This is a genomic window from Sphingomonas sp. Leaf5, assembly GCF_001421155.1.
GTDB lineage: Bacteria > Pseudomonadota > Alphaproteobacteria > Sphingomonadales > Sphingomonadaceae > Sphingomonas.
This window is the reverse complement of record NZ_LMJZ01000006.1, coordinates 235,462-254,729: the sequence shown is the minus strand read 5'-3', so window position 1 is coordinate 254,729 and position 19,268 is coordinate 235,462. Positions and strand designations below refer to the sequence as shown.

Annotated in this window: 15 protein-coding genes; 10 read left to right on the top strand and 5 right to left on the bottom strand. The window is 65.7% G+C overall.

From position 1 onward, the window contains the following. Positions 1-366: 366 nt before the first annotated feature. Positions 367-534 (bottom strand): hypothetical protein, encoded by a 168-nt coding sequence (locus ASE50_RS18710; protein WP_156347415.1) that lies wholly within the window; start codon positions 532-534, stop codon positions 367-369. A gap of 407 nt (positions 535-941) precedes the next feature. Between ASE50_RS18710 and ASE50_RS07090 the strand changes: the two genes are divergently transcribed. Further along, the gene (locus ASE50_RS07090; protein WP_162236175.1) at positions 942-1,724 is read left to right on the top strand and encodes an alpha/beta hydrolase family protein; all 783 of its coding nucleotides are present in this window, start codon (positions 942-944) and stop codon (positions 1,722-1,724) included. A gap of 38 nt (positions 1,725-1,762) precedes the next feature. Then, positions 1,763-2,788, top strand: a complete 1,026-nt coding sequence (locus tag ASE50_RS07085; RefSeq protein WP_156347413.1) for a DUF5694 domain-containing protein — start codon at positions 1,763-1,765, stop codon at positions 2,786-2,788. Between the two features lie 411 nt (positions 2,789-3,199). Here the strand turns inward: ASE50_RS07085 and ASE50_RS07080 are convergent, their stop codons facing one another. Further along, positions 3,200-3,925 carry a FadR/GntR family transcriptional regulator gene (locus ASE50_RS07080; protein WP_056397635.1) on the bottom strand — a complete coding sequence of 242 codons (726 nt, stop codon included), beginning with the start codon at positions 3,923-3,925 and terminating at the stop codon, positions 3,200-3,202. 142 nt (positions 3,926-4,067) lie between these two features. Here ASE50_RS07080 and ASE50_RS07075 point away from each other — a divergent pair, with 142 nt between their 5' ends. From ASE50_RS07075 to ASE50_RS07065, 3 genes are all read left to right on the top strand, one after another. Further along, positions 4,068-6,887 (top strand): TonB-dependent receptor, encoded by a 2,820-nt coding sequence (locus ASE50_RS07075; protein WP_082438864.1) that lies wholly within the window; start codon positions 4,068-4,070, stop codon positions 6,885-6,887. Positions 6,888-6,989: 102 nt separating this feature from the next. Further along, entirely contained in the window at positions 6,990-7,703 is a 714-nt protein-coding gene (locus ASE50_RS07070) for a DUF6445 family protein (protein ID WP_056397630.1), read from the top strand. Beyond that, positions 7,700-9,211 (top strand): tryptophan halogenase family protein, encoded by a 1,512-nt coding sequence (locus tag ASE50_RS07065; RefSeq protein WP_268794920.1) that lies wholly within the window; start codon positions 7,700-7,702, stop codon positions 9,209-9,211. The genes ASE50_RS07070 and ASE50_RS07065 overlap by 4 nt, the downstream gene beginning before the upstream one ends. 164 nt (positions 9,212-9,375) lie before the next feature. Here the strand turns inward: ASE50_RS07065 and ASE50_RS07060 are convergent, their stop codons facing one another. Then, entirely contained in the window at positions 9,376-10,254 is an 879-nt protein-coding gene (locus tag ASE50_RS07060; protein ID WP_056397624.1) for a phosphodiester glycosidase family protein, read from the bottom strand. Continuing rightward, a complete protein-coding gene (locus ASE50_RS07055; protein WP_162236174.1) occupies positions 10,251-12,809 on the bottom strand; it encodes a TonB-dependent receptor in 2,559 nt (852 codons plus the stop codon). The genes ASE50_RS07060 and ASE50_RS07055 overlap by 4 nt, the downstream gene beginning before the upstream one ends. A 109-nt stretch (positions 12,810-12,918) precedes the next feature. Between ASE50_RS07055 and ASE50_RS07050 the strand changes: the two genes are divergently transcribed. Both ASE50_RS07050 and ASE50_RS07045 read left to right on the top strand, forming a co-directional pair. Beyond that, complete coding sequence (locus tag ASE50_RS07050) at positions 12,919-13,776, top strand: DUF6528 family protein (RefSeq protein WP_056397620.1); 858 nt, start codon at positions 12,919-12,921, stop codon at positions 13,774-13,776. A 49-nt stretch (positions 13,777-13,825) separates the two neighbouring features. After that, positions 13,826-14,977, top strand: coding sequence for an ROK family transcriptional regulator (locus ASE50_RS07045; protein ID WP_056397618.1), 1,152 nt, complete (start codon positions 13,826-13,828; stop codon positions 14,975-14,977). Positions 14,978-15,029: 52 nt separating this feature from the next. Here ASE50_RS07045 and ASE50_RS07040 read toward each other — a convergent pair whose 3' ends face one another. Continuing rightward, a complete protein-coding gene (locus tag ASE50_RS07040) occupies positions 15,030-15,827 on the bottom strand; it encodes an N-formylglutamate amidohydrolase (protein WP_056397615.1) in 798 nt (265 codons plus the stop codon). On the opposite strand from ASE50_RS07040, the gene ASE50_RS07035 reads away from it, so the two are divergent. The 3 genes from ASE50_RS07035 (at position 15,821) to ASE50_RS07025 (ending at position 19,234) form a co-directional block, all read left to right on the top strand. Beyond that, positions 15,821-16,750, top strand: coding sequence for a transglutaminase family protein (locus ASE50_RS07035; protein WP_056397614.1), 930 nt, complete (start codon positions 15,821-15,823; stop codon positions 16,748-16,750). The two genes, ASE50_RS07040 and ASE50_RS07035, sit on opposite strands and share 7 nt — an antisense overlap. Further along, positions 16,744-17,556 (top strand): transglutaminase-like domain-containing protein, encoded by an 813-nt coding sequence (locus tag ASE50_RS07030; RefSeq protein ID WP_056397611.1) that lies wholly within the window; start codon positions 16,744-16,746, stop codon positions 17,554-17,556. The genes ASE50_RS07035 and ASE50_RS07030 overlap by 7 nt, the downstream gene beginning before the upstream one ends. A 427-nt stretch (positions 17,557-17,983) precedes the next feature. Continuing rightward, positions 17,984-19,234, top strand: a complete 1,251-nt coding sequence (locus tag ASE50_RS07025) for an MFS transporter (RefSeq protein ID WP_056397608.1) — start codon at positions 17,984-17,986, stop codon at positions 19,232-19,234. The last annotated feature ends 34 nt before the right edge of the window (positions 19,235-19,268 follow it).

Here is a 19,268-nt window from a genome sequence, read left to right as displayed (position 1 = left end):
TGGCCCGACAGACCCGGGGTTGCGCCACGAACCGACCCCGTCGTCAGCAGCTGCCGCTTGTGCGTCACGGGCACCTCGAAAGCGACAACAACATTGCAACGCGGACAGCGCGCCGTGTCGCGCTCGGGCAACCCAACTCGCCGTAGCGTGAGCCGAAATTGCCTTGCAGCCGGGCATTCCCGACACAACCCTGCGCCTCGTCCATCGTTAGCAGGACCGCGGAAAGCGTATGCAGACTTACATTGGCCGGGCCGGAATGTGCCCGCCTGCGCTTCGGCGTGTCGACCACTGCGCAACACAACTGCACAGATTACCGCAGGCGGCAGCAGCGCCACACAGGACCGCGCCGATCATGGGCCGCGTTAGTCAGTCATCGAGCGCACCGAGAAGCGCCAGCAGCACGACGAAGGCGAGCAGCGCCATCGGGATTGAGCAATATTCTATCCGTATCCAGAACAGCTTGTGCGTCGGAGTCATTCCCAGACGCTCGCCGGTCGCGGGATCGACCAATTGGCGCGGCGGTGTCGTGTTCATCCGTTTGCTGACGAACCAATTTACCGCTGCCGTGGCGAACAGGCCGATGCTCGCTGCGAGGAACGCCAGCTTCGGCTGGCTCAGCGCGCCGGCTGCGGTGGCGACACCAGCGACGATGAAAAATAGTCAGAGCCCCTGAACCACTCCGGATGATGAACATCGGCTGATCTCCTTGTGGGCGGATCGATCGACCGCTTCGTTCCTGATGGTGACGGCGGCACGTCGGTCCCGATGGTTGCTTCGCTTCTGTCCCGGCTCGTTGCACATTGCACGTTTCGCCATCGCCACCTGCGAGGGTGGACAGAGCAAAGCCTTACTGTATGATAAATACTATTCGGCATAGCGCCCGGGGGAAAATCATGGATCGTTCGACATTCGCCCGGGCCGCGGGGTTGCTATCGTTTGCGATGGCGACGCCCGCAGCAGCGCAGCCCAACGCCACGGTACCGCTGACGGTTTCGGCCACGCGCGCGACCAGTCTCGTCACCTGGGTGCCGAAGCAGGTCAAAGGCGTCGTTCTGTTCTCGACGGGACATGGCTCGTGGCCCGAGCGCTACGACGCGATCGTTTCGGCATGGCAGAAGGCGGGGTTTGCGGTGATCGCGCCGGTGCATGTGGACTCGATGCACTATCCCGATCGGGAGAAGTTCAGTCGCGAAGCAAGCTTCGGCGAACGGATCGCCGATCTCCGCGCCGCCAGCGCCTATGCGGCAAAGACGTGGCCGGGACGACCGGTCGTCGCGGCGGGGCACAGCTTCGGAACGCTGACTGCGCTGTGCCTCGGCGGCGGGCTGGCGTCGCTCGGCAATTTCCGTGATCCGAGCGTCAAGGCGGTGCTCGGCTTCTCGTCACCCGGACGGATCCCCGGCCTGATCGGACCCGACGCCTATGCGGGCGACCGCGTTCCGATGCTGCTCGTCACCGGTGATCGCGACGTCGTACCGGGACTGGTGACCGACTGGCACGATCATCTGTTGCCGGTCCAGTCTGCGCCGGCCGATGACAAGTTCGGCGTCGTCTATGCCGGGGCCGATCACGAGTTTATCGGGCGTCCCGCCGACACCCATTTCGCCGGCGCTGCCGCGATCAGCACCGATTTCCTGCGCGCCTATGCCCTGTCCGACGCCAAGGCACGCAGCCGGCTGACCAAGGCATCCGACACGGCCACGACGACCTGGACGCGCCGGTGATGCGGGGCAAACCGGTTCGGGGCATCGTTGCGGCGGCCATGTTGCTCTGGACCACCAATGCGGCGGCCCAGCAAAAACCGGTCTTCGATCCCACGTCGTGGAAACGCGACGTGGCCGGTCCCCCGACGCGGGTCATGGTCCTCGCCTCGACGCATTTGAAAAACCTGCCCGGCTTCAAGCCGGAATGGATGGGATTGCTGCTCGACCGCCTCGCGGCCTACAAGCCATCGATCATCACGATCGAGGCACTGTCCGGTCAGGAATGCGATCAGTTGCGCCGTTATCCCGCGACCTATCCGGGCGTGGCCGGCCAATATTGTCCGACCGTCGACGATGCGCGCATGGCGACCGGCCTCGACGTGCCGCAGGCGACGTCGCAGGCCGCCGCGATGCTGGCGGCGTGGCCGGAACGTCCGACGCCGGCCGCGCGCCGTCGGCTCGCCAGCGTGTTTCTGGCGGGCGGCGAGCCGGCGTCGGCGCTCGTTCAGTGGCTGCGGCTCGATCCGGGCGAACGCCATGACGGCGACGGCCTCAACGAAGCGCTGGTCAAACGGCTCGGCACCTTGATGGCGAGCGCCAACGAGAATTATCAGATTGGTGCGGCGCTCGCGGCCCGGCTCGGCCTCGAACGGGTGTACCCGATCGACGATCACACTGCCGATGGCGCGATGAGCGAGGAGCAGGCGTTCGGTAAGGCGATCCAGCGGCTATGGTCGACCCCCGGACCGAACGTCGAAAAGCTGAACGCAGAAGCGTATGAAAGCCCGGCGGACATGCTCGCCACCTTCCGGCTGAACAATCGCGTCGACATCCAGATCGGCGGGATCGAGGGCGACTTCGGGCGGGCGCTGAAGGATCGCACGCCCGAACTTTGGGGCCGGCAATATGTCAGTTGGTGGGAAATACGGAACCTGCGGATGGTCGCCAACATCCGCGCGACCTTCGCCCAGCAGCCCGGCGCACGCGTGCTGACCATCGTCGGCGCGGCGCACAAACCTTATTTCGATGCCTATCTGAATCTCATGCACGAGGTCGAGCTGGTGGATGTGAATACGGCGTTATGAACCGCGCCGGGGTTGCCGGTTCGCATTGACCGTCGGTCGTGTAGCGCCTGTTCGAGCGCAGGTAGGACAGGCCGGTATGCGCGCTCCGACGGGCGCGCGCCGGAGCATCTCGGCCAACAAGATGTCGTGGGCCGGTTCTTACAACGCCCGAATCCACGCCGCCTTGGTCGTGGCAAAGCGCGTGTCACCGTCAGACCTGATCCGGTCTGAAAATCCGTCAATCATCCACGCTGCTGAGCACATGTTTGGTTAACCCGAGCAGCGGCGCTCGCTGCGCGGCCATACCACCCCCCGCCCCTGCTACGGCCGGGCTCGGGCCATAAAGTACGAGGGTACCGTCGTCGCTTCCTTGTGCGACAATCTGTCTATTTCGGTACGGTTCAGTAACGAATCTTTATCATGCTCGTACCGCTATTCGTCATTTGCCAGACATATTACCATCGCACGTTCGGTGTCCTGCCGCGCCAGATCGACCAGAAATTCGGTCGCCGCGCGCGCGCCCGCGCCGTCGCTGCGGGCGATCATGTCGAACAGCGCCTGATGTTCCATCACCGGGTCGCGCGGCGTGCCGGCCCGATATTTGAAAAGCGTGGTCCAACGCACTGCCGCGGCGATGCTGCCGGACAGGCTGACCAACAATTCATTGCCGGTCGCTTCGAGGATGATGGCATGGAAACTCTGATCGGCCGCCTGCCCCGCCTCGCTGTCGAGGCCGAGCCGCGCCATTTCTTCGAGCGCGTGGCCCATCCGCGTCAACTGGCGCGCCGTGCGCGAAACCGCCGCCAATTCCGCCGCTGCGGGCTCGACGATCATGCGAAGCTGAAACAGGCTGCGCACGAACGCCAGCGACGGCGGCTCGCCTTCGAACATCCAGCCCAAGAGTTCGGGGTCGAGCAGGTTCCATTCCTGCCGCTCGCGAACGCGGGTGCCCGCCTTGGGGCGGCTTTCGACCAGCCCTTTGGCTGCCAGCATCCGCAGCGACTCGCGGATGACGCTGCGCGACACGTTGAAACTCTCGGCGAGATCGATTTCGCCGGGTAGATAACTGCCCGGTTCGTGGCGGCCGGTGACGATCGCCACGCCCATCCGGCGGGCCAATACGACGTTGGCCGGCTGTCCGCCGTTGCGCAGAACCATGGTCCCCCTCCCCCGCTTTGCTCCAGCATAGCCGTGAAGGCAAAGCTGCGTCGAGCCGCTCGATTCCATATTGTCAGGCAAATATTATACGGTAATATGTCAGACAAGGCTCGATTCAGAGTCATATATGGGGAGAGGCATTATGAGGACCATCAGGCACGCCCTCTTGGCGAGCGTTTCGTTGATGACCGTCGGCGGGTTCGCCGCCGCAGCATCGGCACAGACGGCGGCCGAGACGACCGGCGATGCGGCGGCGGGCGATGGTCAGGATATCGTCGTCACCGGGGTCCGTGCGTCGTTGCGATCGGCGCAGGCCATCAAGCAGAATTCCAACCAGATCGTCGATTCGGTCAGCGCGCAGGACATCGGCAAGCTGCCCGACGTCAACACCACCGAAGCGTTGCAGCGGATCACCGGCGTGCAGATCCAGCGCCGCTATGGTGAGGGCGCGACAGACTTCGATCATCGGACACAGCCGGCCGTGACCGTGCGCGGCCTGACCCAGGTGCAGAACTTCCTCGACGGCCGCGCCGTGTATTCGGCGTCGGGCGGTCGCGCCTTCGACCTCGAAGGCATTCCGCCCGAACTGCTCTCCGGCATCGACGTGTACAAGAACGCGCCGGCCAATATTATCGAAGGTGGCGTCGGTGGCGCGGTCAACCTGCGCACCCGCCGGCCGTTCGATTCGACGGGTCAGGTCATCAGCATGACCGCCCGCGGCAATTATTACGACCGCGTCGACAAGCCGGGCTATGCGTTCTCGGGCCTGTACAGCAACCGCTACGATACCAGCATCGGTGAAATCGGCCTGCTGGTGAACGCGGTCTATTCGAAAAGCCATTATCGCCAGGACGGCCTGCTTGCCGGTCCGTTCGGCGAGGCACGGCCCGGGTCGATCGCGAATGCGCCGAGCAACGCGCAGATTCCCTATGGTTTCGAAGTCTATGACGATACCGGCGATCGCAGGCGCTTCGGCATCGCCGCCGCGGTACAGTGGCAGGCGAGCGATACCGTATTGGTCACCGCACAGTATCAGGGCAGCAAATACTGGTTCAACCGGACCGGCGCATATTATTATGATTTCAACAACCTGCCGGGAAACCAGTATAATTCCGCAGGGCAGGTGACCCAGTACAACACGCTGCCGACCGCCGGCGCGGCGTTCACCTTCAACAAGGATGGCTATGCGACCAGCGGTTCGCTGTCGCCGCAGACTTTCGAGACCGGTCGTTTCGATCAGGAACTGTGGAGTGCCAGCCAGAACTACACCTTCAATGTCGGCTGGCAGGCGACCGACCGGGCGAAGGTCAATTTCGACGTCCAGTATCTGACGTCCTATTACAACGCCGATCGCAACGGCCATGTGCTGTCGCTGTACAATCGGACGAACCAGAACGCGACCGGCCAATATGGCGGCACCCTCGCGCCGCATCCGTCGACCGTAGTGTTCGATCTGCGCGGCAAATATCCGCGCTGGGACGTTACCGATCCGTCGGTGCTGAACAACCCGGCGAACTATACGCTGCCGTTCATCGCCGACTCGCTTCAGCGCAACGACGCCGACACGCTCGCGCTTGCCTATGACATCGAATATGATGTCGAAGGCGGCTTCCTGAAGAAGCTGCGTGGCGGTGCCCGCTATTCGGACAATGGCATCGATCTGCGCGGTACGTGGAACGGCGTCGGCCTGTTCCGCGACTATGCACCGGGGGCGAGCAACGTGCCGGCCGGCGCGGCGCTGATCCCGCTGACCCGTTTCCCGCAGCTCGCGATGAAGGGGCCGTCGAAGAACTGGTTCGACGGCAATACCGTCACCGGCGGCATCCTGTACCCCGCGTTCCCGGCCGGCGATGGCGTGTGGGAACAGACCAAGGCGCTGTACGCCCTGTTCGGTGCGCAGACGAAGGATGCCTTCACACCGGGCGACCTCAATCGCCAGACCGAAAAGACCTATACCGCCTGGGGTATCGCCGATTATGAATTCGCACTCGGCAGCATCCGGTTCGACGGCGGTGCCGGTGTGCGGATCGTCAAGACGCGCACCACGTCGGTCGGCACGCAGTTCAATGTCGACGGCACCTTCAGCCCGATCTCGCTGGGCAACGAATATACCAACGTTCTGCCCAGCGTGAACATCCGGGCCCGGCTGACCGACACGTTCCAGATGCGCTTCGCCTATTCGAAGGGCGTGGCGCGGCCGAACTTCGACGTGCTGTCGACCAACGTCACACTGCAGAACCCGAACCAGGTCGATCCGAACAACGGTCTGCCCTTTGCCAATTCGGGCAACCCGTTCCTGCGTCCGATCAAATCGGACAATTTCGACCTGACCGCCGAATGGTATTTCGCGCCGACCGGTTCGCTGACCGCCGGCCTGTTCTACAAGAAGGTCAACGGCTTCCTGTCGAGCGGACGGTTCATCGGCACCTATGGCGGACGTCAATATAACGTGAACTCGACGCTCAATTCGGGCGACGGGACGGTGAAGGGCCTCGAAGCGGGCTATCAGCAGTTCTTCGACTTCCTGCCGGGCCTGCTGAGCGGTTTCGGCATTCAGGCGAACTATACCTATGTCGACTCGAACGTCGAAAACCCGTTCTCGTCGTCGAGCAACAACCTGCCCTCCACGCTGCCGCTCGAAAAGCTGTCGAAGCATAGCTACAATTTGATCGGGCTGTACGAAAAGGGGCCGATCACCGCCCGCCTCGCCTATAACGGCCGGTCGAGCTATCTCGAACAGACGACGGGCAGCGGTGCCAACGGCCAGGGCCAGTTCGCCAAGCCCTATGCATCGCTCGATGCATCGGTCAGCGTCAATCTGAACGAACATATCGCGGTATCGGCCGACGTCGTGAACCTGAACAACCGGATGAACGTGCTCTACATCGGCACGCCATCGGCACCGCTTCAGTATCAGTTGAACGATCGCCGCTTCGGCCTGTCGCTCCGCGCGACGTATTAAGGACAGGGCGACGCGACGAATTTTTCGTTTCGTCGCCCATATTTCCCCTCCCCTGTCGGCGTGGTTCGCCACGCCGACGCTTTTTGCGCTATCGGATCTGCCATGTCGTCCGCCCCGATCGCCGCCGCCCCGCCCACCATCACCATTCGCCATGTCGGCCATGAACGCGAACCGGTGGTCGTCATCGACCGGGCGACCGGGCAACGCGACGCTCTGGTCGATTTCGCCGCGACCCGATCGCGCTTCGCGCCGGCGACGGAGGTCGGCAGCTTCTATCCCGGTCTGCTCGGGGCAGCGCCGACCGCCTATGTCGACGCGATGGTCCGTCTGGTCCTGCCGCTGATCGCAGCCCATTTCACCGGAGCCCCGGTCCAGCCGGCCCGCGCCCGCGGCAATTTCTCGCTGGTCACGCTCGCCCCCGACGCGCTCAGCCCCGACCAGCGCGTGCCGCATGTCGATTCCGCCGACCGGCTGCAATTCGCGACCGTCCATTTCCTGTCGTCGGCCAATGGCGACGGCACCCGTTTCTTTCGCCACCGCACCACCGGGTTCGAGACGATCGACGCGGAGCGCATGGCGACCTTTCGCGCCGCGCTCGACGCGCAGATCGCCGAGGTGCCCGCCGCCTATGCCGATGGTAGCAACGGCCCGTTCGAGGTGATCGATACGGTCGATGCGGTGCCCGACCGGTTGATCCTGTACCGCGCGGCGCTGCTCCATTCGGGGGCGATCACCGCGCTGCCCGCCGATGCCGCCGATCCGCGGCACGGTCGCCTGACCGGCAATCTGTTCCTGCAATGCCGGATCGCGGCGTGAGCGCGCGCGCCGATGGTCCGCTGCGCCGGATCGCGATCGTCGGCGGCGGCACGGCCGGCTGGATGGCCGCCGCCGCGCTGTCGCGTCTGCTGGGACCGCACGGCCCGACGATCACCCTGATCGAGTCCGAGGAGATCGGCACGATTGGCGTCGGGGAAGCGACGATCCCACCGATTCAGGCCTTCAACGCGATGCTCGGCATCGATGAGGACGATTTCGTCCGCGCGACACAGGGCACGTTCAAGCTCGGTATCGATTTCCACGACTGGGGCCGGGTCGGCCACCGCTATTTCCATCCGTTCGGCGTGTATGGCATCGATGCCGGTGCGGTCCCGTTCGAGGCGACGTGGCGACGGCTGCACGCCGCCGGACAGGCCGGACCGCTCGCCGACTATTCGATCTGCGCCGCTGCCGCGTATGCCGGGCGGTTCCAGCGGCCACAGCCCGGCAACACCCCGCTCGCGCAGATCGGATATGCCTTTCACTTCGACGCCGGGCTCTATGCCCGGTTCCTGCGCGCGCGCGCCGAAACGGCCGGCGTGGTGCGGATCGAAGGGCGGATCGTCGATATCGGCCGGGACGGCAGCGGGTGGATCGATGCGGTCCTGCTGGCCGATGGCCGGCGGATCGATGCGGACTTCTTCATCGACTGTTCGGGCTTTCGCGCGCTGCTGATCGAAGGGGCGATGGGCGCTGGGTTCGAGGATTGGAGCCATTGGCTGCCCAACGATCGCGCGGTCGCCGTCCCCTCCGCCAATGCCGGCCCGCCCAGCCCCTTCACTCGTTCCACCGCACGTGCCGCCGGGTGGCAGTGGCGCATCCCGCTGCAGCATCGCACCGGCAACGGCTATGTCTATTCCAGCAACCATGTGTCCGATGACGAGGCGGCGGCCACCCTGCTCGCCAATCTCGACGGACCGGCATTGGCCGATCCCCGCCCCTTGCGGTTCCGCACCGGGCGACGCGACCGGTTCTGGGTCGGCAATTGCGTGGCGCTCGGCCTGTCCGGCGGATTCCTCGAACCGCTCGAATCCACCTCGATCCATCTCGTCCAGGCGGGCATTGCGCGGTTGCTGGAAATGCTGCCGACGCGCGCCTGCGACCCGGCCGATACCGCGCGGTACAACCGGCTGATGGCCGCCGAGTTCGATCAGGTCCGCGATTTCGTCATCCTGCATTTCCACGCCAGCGAGCGGCGCGACACCGCCTATTGGCGCGATCAGGCCGAACGCCCGATCCCGGAGACGCTGGCCGAACGGCTTGCCATCTATGCCCGCACCGGCCGCGTCTATCGCGAAGGCGACGAGCTGTTCACGAAGACGAGCTGGCTGGCGGTGATGGACGGTCAGGGCCTGCGCGCGGCGAGCTATGATCCGCTCGCCGATGCGATGCCGCTCGACGCCGCCGCCGCGCGGTTGCAGCGGATCGGCGCGGTCGTCGCCGCTACGGCGGCACAGATGCCCGCGCACGACGCCTTCATCGCCCGCCATTGTGCCGCCGCTGGGTGACGCTGACCGGATCGGCGCCGAGCGTACGGCCATGGACCGCCGGGACGCTGATCTCTGCACCCTGATGGTCGACCTCGTCTCGATGGACGAGGAACCACACCCCGCCAGCGCGGCGAGCGACGAATGGCGCGACGCGCTCCCGGCGGAACGGCAGGCACCCCTTCCTACTGCCGAACGGATACCGGCGGTGCGAAGACCAGCAGGGCGTTTGCTACCGGCCGTTCGCGGCCGGCGATGCCGGTATGGATCGGGCGGTTGAGAACGACCGCGCCCTTCCCCTCGGCGACGGCGAGGGTCGAGGAACCGCCGCCGTCGAAGCTAATCGCATCGCTGGCCCCCAGGTCGCGGAACAGCGCGACCAGCGCGGCATTGTCCGCGCCCATGCTGTAACCCTTTTGCCGGCCGTCCACGACGACGATCCACGCCCGCCGCCGGTCCGCCGACAGGCCGATGGCCGTGCGCGGACCTTTTCCGCCCTCGGCCATCAGCGCGCGGTGGAGCGGGACGGCCTGCCCGCCCTGCAACAGATGCGGACCGGCGGCGATGGCATCGCGCGTGCCCGCCGGACACCGCTGCCCGGCCCGGATGTCGGTGCGGCGGCCGAGGCACAGGATCGCCGATACCCGCAGGTCCTGATCGATTTCGACCGGCGAGGCGACCCGCCCGCCGCCGATCGCCGCCCCCGATACCGACACCGGCTCGCCGTCATGCGGGTAATAATCGTCGCCCTTGGGCGATCCGCCGAAAAAGGGCAGGAAGTAGCTGGCGTTGACCGCCACTTGGGCGTGTTGCGCGATCAGGTCGTTGCGGACGGTGTGCGCGACATATTCCATGCCGCGCGACCGGTCGGGCGGGGTCACGCCCAATCGCAGGCCCGGCCGCGTCAGGTCGAGCGTGACGATGTGGATCACCGCCGGATCGGCCGAGGCATCGACGCGCCGTTCCTGACGATAGGTGACGCCGTCGAATAATGGCCTGTCCGCCGGTGGCGCGGCAGCGGCCTGCCACGCCGCCGCCGCCAAGAGGCCGGGCCAGACGCTCACAGCTTCACCGCCGCGCCGAGCCAGAACTGGCGGCCGAAGAAATTCTGGTCGCGCGTGCCGAACCCGTCGAAATTCTCGCGGTGCGCATCGGTGGCGTTTCGGACCTCGCCGATGATCTGGATCGGGCCGAACGTCATCCGCGTCTGCAGGTCGAGCTGGTCGAACGGCTGGTCATAGCGGTTGGTGAGCGGCGCGGTCGGGCTGATTGAGGTATATTGCCGGCCGATATGCGCGTAGCTCGCCCGCGCCTGCAACCAGTCGCGCTGGTAGAACAGCGCTGCATTGCCCTGAAACTCCGGCTGCTGGGTCAGCCGGTCGAAACTGCCCCCGGCCGGGAAGCGCGACTTGCCGTTCAGATAGGTGGCGTTGAGCGACACGCCGAAATCGGCCAGCGGCCCGGGCAGGAAGCGCAGCTTGTTGACGACCAGCGCACCCTCGACCCCGAACACGCGCGACCCGGACAGATTCTGCGGCTGCGTGACCTGATAGGTGGTACCGTCGATCACCGTCGTGCCCGCCGCCCGCGAATAAATGTCGTCGCGAATATCCTTGTAGAAGGTCGCCAGCGACACGAGGCCGGCATTGCGCGGCATGTAATATTCGAGGCTGGCATCGAAATTCTGCGCCACCCGCGGCCGCAGGTCGGGATTGCCGCGCGTCAGGATCAGCGTCGTCTGGTTCAGCGTTTCGTTGGTGCCGAGGTCGCTGGGGCTGGGCCGTCCGATCGCCTTGTAATAGCCGAGCCGCAGCTTGAGCGGATCGGCCAGTTCGTAGTTGAAGGTGGCGGACGGCAGCCAGCTGCCATAATTCGCGCCGCGCGTCAGCGGGGTCAGCGTGCTGCCGGCGACGCGAAAGCCGTAGATCGTCGTCTCGGTATCCTCATAGCGGACGCCGGTGATCAGCGTGTGGCGGTCGCCGGTGTGACGTAGCAGGACATAGCTCGCCATCACCTTTTCACCGACGATAAAATCCGACCGCCGCGCGTTGAGCGTGGTCTGCGCGGTATTCAGCGTGAAGGCAGTCGGGTTCTGGCTGAAATACCGCTGGAACGCGGTGAAATCGAGCAATGGCTGCGGCCGGCTCTGCCCACCGGTGTACAGCGGCGACCAGCGGTCGGGCAGCACGAAGTTGGTGGCGGTCAGGCTGGTCCCGGTCGCGCCGCTCCAGACCGCCTGTTGCGTGTCGAAATCGCGCGTCGCGGCACGGTATTTCAGCCCCGCACCGATGCCGAAGCCGCGATCCTGCGCGGTATCGCGATACCCCCAGTCGAACTGCCCCTCGCGCACCAGATCGAGCGAACGATCGCGATAGGGGGTGTAGGAGGCAAAGGTGTAATTGGCCGGATTGGTAAACGTCGCCGGATTGTCGAGCACCGCGATCGGCACGCCATCGGCCAGCGTCTGGCTATAGGCGTTGGCGGCGCTGGTCGGGAGGTTGAACTGCATCTGGTTCGACGCTTCAAGGAAGATGGCGCGTGACCAACTGCCGCGCAGCGCGGCATGGTGACCGTCATCGCCGGTCCACTTCACCCGGCCCTGCCCGACATAAAGCGGCTTTTCGAGCGGGAAGTCGTTGAAGCGCAGGAAGCCGCCGGCGGTGTTGACGCGCGCGGTGCCGCCGGTGGTGCGAACGGTATCGACGGTCCCGCGCGTCAGCTGCTGCTGATGGCGCAATTCATTGTCGGACTGCTGGAAAAACGTGCCCGACACCTCTGCCTGCACGCGCGGATCGGGACGCCATTCGAGCTTGGCGGTTCCGCCATAGCGGTCGACGGTGTTGGGATAGCCTGCCGAAATGATCCCGCTGGCCACGGTGACGCCGTTCACTTGGGTATAGCCGGTCGGGTTCTGCCGCTCCTGATCGCGCCGCTTGCGGCTATAGGCGCCGGTCAGCACGAACCCCCAGGTGTCGTCGACCCCGAACCGGGTCGCGAGCGTCGCATCGGCGCGATAGTTTACGCCGTCGTCGGTCGGCCGGTTGAAGCCCTTGCCGGGGACGGCGCGGCTGTCCGACAGGCCGATGAACGCATTGCCGACAAAGGTCCGGATACCGCGATCGAACGCCGATCGGCTGCGCAGGTTGACGATGCCACCGATCGCATTGCCCTCGACGTCGGGCGTGCGCGACTTGATGACCTCCAGCGCGGAGACGGCGGTCGTCGGGATCGCCTCCATGTTAAGCTGCCGGTTCTGCCGCTCGGCAGTGGCCAGCACCGCGCCGTCGAGCGTGCCGACGGTGAAGTTCGGGTTCATGCCGCGGATGCCGACATAGCGGCCTTCATCCTCGTCGAAGACGGTGGTGACGCCGGGCAGGCGGCGGAAGCTGTCGGAAATATTGTAGTCGGGCTGCTGGCCGATCTCGTCGCTGGCAAGGAATTCGCCGATCCGGTCGTTGTCCCGCTTGGCGGCGATGGCCTGCGTGTTCTGCCGGGCATAGCCGGTGACGACGATATCCTCGCTGGTGGTGTCGGACGGCACCTCCTGCGCCAGCGCCGAAATCGGCATCACCGCACCGGCCAGCAACATCACCCGCCACGTCTTTCCAAAACGTACCATCGTCAAAACCCCCGATTCCTGAAACACGAATGCCATTTACTGACTATAAGTGACATATAGGTGACGCGACGACACCGGTCGGGCGTCGAACCGTGCAGGGAGCGACAGGATGTTGACACTGCTGGCTATTTCCTTGGCGATGTCGCCCGGTCCGGCCGCCTATGCGTGCGGGGACGATCAGGTGCGCGAGGTGCGAATCACCCCCGATGGCCCGGTCGAGGTCTGGCGATGGACCGCCCACGATGCCCGCGACCTGCCGGCGGAATATCGGACGCGGCTGATGGCCCATATCGACGAATGCAAGCCGGTCGATCGCAACCGCGCGATCCTCGTCACCGCATCGACCGGCGGCGCGGTGCTGATCGATCGTGCCAGCGGACGGGTGCTGTTCCGGGCGCGGGTGCCGATGGCGCATTCGGCGGACCTGCTGCCCGGCGGGCGGATCGCGATCGCGCTGTCGATTTCGCCCGAGGGCGACCGGTTGCAGCTATACGACCGGCGGCATAGCGAGCAGGTGGTGCAGGACCTGCCGCTGCCATCGGGGCATGGCGCGGTATGGGACGCGAAGCGGCATCGGCTGTTCACCTTGTCGCACGATCTGGTGCAGTCGTTCCGCCTGACCGGTCAGGGGCGTGCCACCCGACTGGTCGAAACCGCGCGCTGGACGCTGCCGGGGCGGCGCGACGGCCACGACCTGTCGCCGGGCGATAACGGGCGTTATTATGTCACGACCGACGACGGCGCGTGGCGGTTCGATCCCGAGGACGGCAGGTTCGTCCCCTATGCACCGCTCAACCCCGCGCTGCGGGTGAAGTCGGTGAGCGCGACGGCCGACCGCGTCGCATGGGTGCAGGCCGAGGAGAAGTGGTGGACGAACGGCTTTACGGTAATGACGCCCGACGGTCGCGACCGTCGCCGCATCGCGCTCGACGGCATCCATCTCTATAAGGTCCGCTGGATACGATAGGTCTGCGGGCAGGCTTGACAAGCCGACCCCCACACGGCGCAACAGCCGGATGAACGACGGTTATGCCGGTGCCTTTCACCCCCGCTTCCTGCGCGCCGATGGTCAGCGTACCGCGACCGCCAACGAACGGGTCGTCCTTGCGCTGCTGTCGCGGTGTGGCGCGGCTTCCCGTGCCGAGCTTGCCCGCGTCACCGCCCTCGCGCCCCATTCGGTGGGGCGGCTGATCGAACCGCTGATCGAACGTGGGCTGGTGCTGGCGGGCGCACCGGAAGTCGCGGGACGGGGCAAGCCCGGTGCGCCGCTGCGCCTGAACCCCAACGCCGCCTTTTCGATCGGGGTGTCGGTGATGACCGACGCGGCGACGCTGGTCGTGGTGGATTTCACCGGCGCGGTCCGCGCTCGGGCATCGGTGCCGCTCGAACGCGACGATTTCGATGCCGGCACCCGACAGGTCGCTGCCCTGATCGACCGGGCCGTTGCCGAAGCCGGGCTCGATCCGGCGCGTCGTCTGGGAATCGGCGTCGGGGTCACCGGCTATTTCATCGGGGACGGCGCAAGGGTCAATCCGCCGCCCTCGCTCGATTCATGGGCGCTGCGGCCGCTCGACACGCTGCTGGCCGACGCGCTGGGCGGTCCGGTCTGGGTCGATAATGACGGCAACGTCGCGGCGGTCGGCGAAGCGATGCTGGGCGCAGGCCGGACCTGCCCCGACTTTGCATATCTGTACTTCGCGGCGGGATTCGGCGGCGGCGTCGTGGCGCGCGGCGCGCCGCTGCGCGGGGCGCACGGCAATGCCGGCGAGTTCGGATCAGTCCTGCCGGCGGGATGGTATCAGCCGAATCTGGAGAATCTGCGCCGTCACCTCGCCGATCACGGCATGGCCTTTGACGGATTGCGGACGATGCTGCGCGATCTCGACCTCGCCGCGCCGGCGATGGACGCGTGGGTCGATCGTTGCATGCCGTCCCTGAACCTCGTCGTATCGGCGATCTTCGCCGCGCTCGATCCGGCGATGATCGTTCTGGGCGGCCGGCTCCCCCCCAGCCTTGCCGAGCGCATGATCGCGAAGATCGACATCACCAACCCGACCCGGCGGGGCCATCACCGCCCCATGCCGCGTCTGGTGCCTTCGGTCATCGGCAGCGATGCGGCGGCGATCGGTGCCGCGATGCTCCCGACCCGCGCCGCCTTCTTCGAGTAACCGCCCCCGGATCGCCTGCCGCATTGATCGAGAGCGAGCCGCAGGCAACGCTTCATCCTGCATCCGTCGCCGATGCTGCCAACAAACATCGTTCCAATATAGATGCCCATCGCCGCTGGCCCTGCTCGTCGGCCAGAAGATCCTGCCGGATCTCGATCTCGGCATAGCGGCGGCGCAGCGGATAGGCGTGCAGCGGGAGCGTATAGTCGACCTGATCCATCCGGTACGGCTCGTTATCCCCGACGATCAGGTCGGCCTCGCGCCGCAGCGCCGCGAGCAGGGCGAGGGCGAACGACGGATCGCCGCCGTCGTGGAGGATGCCGGCATGCCACGGCCGTGCCGGCCCCCCGGACATAGCGGGGGTGAAGCTGTGGAGCGCGATCAGGATGCTCGCCCGCCCCTCCCGGTCACGCCGTGCCAGTTCGTCCGCGATCGCGCGATGATAGGGTGCATGGATCGCATCGATCCGGGTAGTGCGTTCCTCGGGCGTGAGTGCGGCGTTCGCCGGAACGATCGTCCTGTCGCTTACCGCCGGCATCGCATCGGCGGAACCGGGCGCGCGATTGCAGTCGATCACGAGGCGCGAATAGGTCTGGCGCAGGAAGACCGCGTCGAGCCGCTCGGCCAGCGCGAGGCCGAGACCGGCGACACCGATGTCCCATGCGATGTGGCGGCACAGGTCGGGCGAACCGATTCCCATCCTTCCCAAGGACGAGGGGATGACATTGCCGGCATGATCGCCGATGATCAGAAACGGCGATCGGCCTCCGGGATTGACGGTCACTACCGGCAAAGGGTCGGAATCGCTCAGCAACGCAGCCTCGACGCGGGGATTACCGTTTGATGCCATTCGTGAATCTCTCGCATGTGACGACCTATCTCTACAAGCAGCCGGTCGCGTTCGGCGAGCACCGAATCATGGTCCGGCCGCGCGAGAGTTTCGATCAGCATCTGCTCGAAGCGACGCTGACGATCGACCCCGCGCCGGCCGACGTGCGCTGGCTGCAGGACGTTTTCGGCAATGCCGTCGCCATCGCCACGTTCGAACGGCGCGCGAGCCGGCTGTCCTTTACCAGCGACGTCCGCGTCCGTCACGAACCGGGCGACGTCCAGTATGTCGACATCGAGGAATATGCGCGCAGCTATCCCTTCACCTATTCGTCGGAGGACATGCCCGACCTGCTGCGTTCGATCGAGCGACAGCATCTCGACCCGCAGCGCGAGGTCGACAGCTGGGCACGGCGGTTCCTGAACCCCGGGGGCGTCACCGACACGCTGGCGCTGCTGACGGCGATGACGACCGCGATCCGCCGCGAATTCACCTATCAGTCACGAGCGGAAAAGGGCACCCAGACCCCGATCGAGACGCTGCGCCGTCGCAAGGGCACGTGCCGCGACTATGCCATCCTGATGATCGAAGCAGTCCGCGCACTGGGCTTCGCCGCGCGCTTCGTCTCGGGCTATGTCTACAGCCCGTCGGGAACGCGCGACACCCGGATCGGCGGCGGCAACACCCATGCGTGGGTTCGCGTCTACCTGCCGGGATCGGGCTGGGTCGAGTTCGATCCGACCAATGGCATCGTCGGCAGCGCCGGGCTGATCCGCGTCGCGATCGCCCGCGACATCTACCAGGCCGTGCCGATCTCCGGCACCTTCGATGGTTTTCCCGGCAGTTTTCTCGACATGCAGGTGTCGGTGGACATTACGGTGGACCCGTCTCCCCCGCGCGACGTTCCTGTCCCTGCCGATACCATAGGGGCCGTTCGATGCTGATCCGCGCCGGTTACGACATCAGTTTTTCCGCCGACACCCCGACGCCGATGATGGCGATGCTGAGCGTGCATCCGTCACGCCATCAGGATCTGCGCACCCCGCATCGCATCACCACCGTGCCGGAGGTTGCGCTCCGCGACTATGTCGACGCCTTCGGCAACATCTGCACCCGGGTGAGCGTGCCGCCCGGCGGCCTGACGCTCAGCTGCGACTTCGTCATCGAGGACAGCGGCGAGCCCGACGTCCAGTCGCCCGGCGCGATTCAGCACGACATTGCGGACCTGCCCCATGACGTCCTCGTCTATCTGCTCGGCAGTCGCTACTGCGAAACCGACCGGCTGTCGGAAACGGCGTGGTCGTTGTTCGGCGATGTCCCGCCGGGTTGGGGACGCGTGGAAGCGATCGTGGCGTTCACGCACGATCATGTCGAATTCGGTTATCACCATGCCCGTCCCACCAAGACCGCGTGGGACACCCATCAGGAACAGCAGGGCGTGTGTCGCGATTTCGCGCATCTGGCGATCACGTTGTGCCGCTGCATGAACATCCCGGCGCGCTACTGCACCGGGTATCTGGGCGATATCGGGGTACCGCCGGTCGATGCCGCGATGGATTTCTCGGCATGGTTCGACGTGTATCTGGGCGGCGAATGGCACACGTTCGACGCGCGCCACAAACACCCGCGCATCGGCCGCATCCTGATGGCGCGTGGCCGCGATGCCACCGACACCGCATTGACCACGGTCTTCGGGCAGACGACGCTGACCCGTTTCGAAGTCCATACCGACGAAGTCGCCACGGTTTGACGATCGACGGGTCGCGACGCAACGACGTTATTGCATCGAGTTGTTGAAGAGCCAGGGCGTAGAAGCACCAATCGAGCGCGGCGACCGAATAAATTGCCTCCAGCGGAAGCCACATCTAGGACCCTACATAGCTCTACTGCCCAAACAATTCGATCTTGCCAACGACAACCACCAATCCGACCAGCGTCGACCGGTTCATTTAGCATTATTTCTATATTGCATCGGAACTGATGCACCATGCTGCTCGATTAGGCGCGAACCAAATGGTTGTAGACCATCGTTCTACTCGCCTGCCGCTGGTCGTTCCTTCCGAACCCGACGCGGGACGGTTCGCGATGCGTCGACCCGGTTTGGGGTAGCACGACCGGCGCTCTGCGTGGCGCGTCGTTCGCCTGTTTGCGCATAGGAACGACGGGAAATAGAGGCCATGGCAACCGCGATTTCCCCCTCCGGCGCGGCGCGCACCCCACCCGCCAGGACGCCGACCGGTACGCTCGACGCGCTCAACTTCTTTCTGGCCGACGTGCGCGACGGGCTGGGGCCGTATCTCGCCATCTATCTGCTGGTGGTGCGCGGACCGTCGCATGGCTGGGACGAGCAAACGGTCGGGCTGGTCCTGACCATCGCCGGCATCGTCGGCCTGTTGTCGCAGACGCCGGCGGGCGGGCTGATCGACCGGGTGAAGAACAAGCCGCGCATCGTCATCGCCGCCGCGCTGCTGGTGACGGCCGGCAGCCTGTCGTTGCCGATCGTATCGGGCTTCACGATGGTGACGATCACCCAGTCGATCGCCGCCGCGGCGGGCGCGGTGTTCGCCCCCGCAATCTCGGCGATCACGCTGGGATTGGTCGGGCCGAAGCTGTTCGCCAAACGCGTCGGGCGCAACGAAGCGTTCAACCATGCCGGCAACGCGGTGTCGGCCGGACTGGCGGGGGTACTGGCATGGTCGTTCGGGCCGGTCGTCGTCTTCTGGCTGATGGCGGCGCTGACCGTCGCCAGCGTCGTCGTGGCCGCCCGGCTGAACAATGACGATATCGACAACGCCGTCGCCCGCGGTCTCGACTGCGAACCCGACGAGGGTTGCGACGAGCCGAGCGGATGGAAGACGCTGGTCGAAAACCGCCCGCTGATGATCTTCGCGCTCGCCGCCTTCACCTTCCACCTGTCCAACGCGGCGATGCTGACATCGGTCAGCCAGCTGCTCGGCCGCACCGTCGGAACCGACAAGGCGACCTCGCTGACCGCCGCGTGCATCGTCGCGGCACAGCTGGTGATGGTGCCGGTCGCGATCGTCGTCGGGCGCAACACCGAACGCTGGGGGACCAAACCGATGTTCCTGATCGCGTTTGGCTTCCTCGCGATCCGGGGCGCGCTTTATACCGTATCGAACGATCCGTGGTGGCTGGTCGGGGTACAGGCGCTCGACGGGATCGGCGCGGGCATTTTCGGCGCGTTGTTCCCGGTGATCGTCGCCGATCTGACCAGGGGGTCGGGCCGCTTCAACGTCAGTCAGGGCGTGGTGTCGAGCGTCTTCGGCCTCGGTGCCGCGCTGTCGGCGACGCTGGCCGGGTCGATCATCGTCTGGGCCGGTTACAGCGCCGGCTTCCTGACACTGGCGGCGATCGCCGCGATCGGCTTCGTCCTGTATCTGACCGCGATGCCCGAGACGCACAAATGACACGCCCGCCGCGCGGCCCCGACGAGAACGGACG